Raw genomic sequence first — 1,158 nt, forward strand, 5'->3', positions numbered from 1 at the left:
TAGTCCCCTCCGAAATGCGTCAAGAAATTGACAGCACGCTGGAAGGGTTTGCGGATGCTTGCAATCAGATATTGGTAGTAGCTAAACAGGAGAAGTGCTATAACACAACCAAACTTCACCACCTGGTCTATCAAAGTGTCCGCGCCGCAACTGGACTTAAAGCTAACCACGTCTGCCAAGCTATTAGACGAGTAGTTGGTAACTGTAGCGCCAGCCAACAAGTCCATACTTTTAGACCTACTTCTATAGCCTTGGACATCCGCACATTTAAGTATGTGGAGGACGAGCAGACTGTTGGAGTTACATTGAAGTCTGGACGAGTCAATTTTAAGTTGTCTATCGGTGGGTATCAAATTGCTTTGCTGCGCGGTCAAACTCTTACCAGTGCAACGCTGAATCAGACCCGTCAGGGGGACTACTACATCAATTTTGTAGTTGAAATTGACACGCCACCAACGGCCAAGACTCCTAAGATAATTGGTGTTGACTTGGGGCGTACTGATATCGCGACGAGCAGCACGGGCAAAGCTTGGAATGGTAAACAATTGCAGGCTACTAGAGATAGATACAGTAGGGTTAGGGCAAACGTTCAACGCAAACGCACTAGGTCGAGTAGACGCTTGACTAGAAGGCTTCAAGGCAGAGAACAACGCTTTCAAAAATGGCTCAACCATAATATAAGTAAGGAATTGGTGCAGGACGCAAAACGATTAAATGCAACACTTGCTTTTGAGGATTTGACGGGTATCAGGGAAAGCCTGAATACTAAGCCCAGAAGCAAGATTGAGCGGAGGCGGACGAACAATTGGGCTTTTTACCAGTTGCGTTTGTTTGTCGGATACAAGTCTGCAATTGCGGGTGTTCCAGTTGTTTTTGTACCTCCTGCCTATACTTCCAAAACTTGTAGCCGTTGCCACCATGTTCACCCCGAAACCGATCAGAAAAAGTCTTATCGGAACGGGAAAAAATTTAAGTGCGGGCATTGTGGTTTTGAACATGATGCTGATCTAAACGCCAGTAAGAATATTGCTGCTTTGGGGTTGTCTGTAATCCAGCCCGAAAGTCCGGGGATAACGTGCCAACTGCAAGGGCAAATGTCTTTGTTCGGTATGTTTGACTTGGGCTAAAGCCCCATGTCTTTAGACCGGGGTTGCTTAC

Annotated in this window: 1 protein-coding gene; it reads left to right on the forward strand. The window is 46.4% G+C overall.

Features of this window, described 5'->3' with window-relative positions; translation table 11 throughout:
* The first annotated feature begins 14 nt into the window (after positions 1–14).
* Positions 15–1,127, forward strand: coding sequence for an RNA-guided endonuclease InsQ/TnpB family protein (locus QUA56_RS36670; protein ID WP_445242987.1), 1,113 nt, complete (start codon positions 15–17; stop codon positions 1,125–1,127).
* The last annotated feature ends 31 nt before the right edge of the window (positions 1,128–1,158 follow it).

The sequence above is a fragment of the Microcoleus sp. N3A4 genome, assembly GCF_036701805.1.
Lineage (GTDB): Bacteria > Cyanobacteriota > Cyanobacteriia > Cyanobacteriales > Microcoleaceae > Microcoleus.

What these genes read in the sequence shown, in the direction of transcription:
- QUA56_RS36670 (WP_445242987.1), top strand. Translation starts at nt 15, where the DNA reads ATGCGTCAAGAAATTGACAGCACGCTGGAAGGGTTTGCGGATGCTTGC.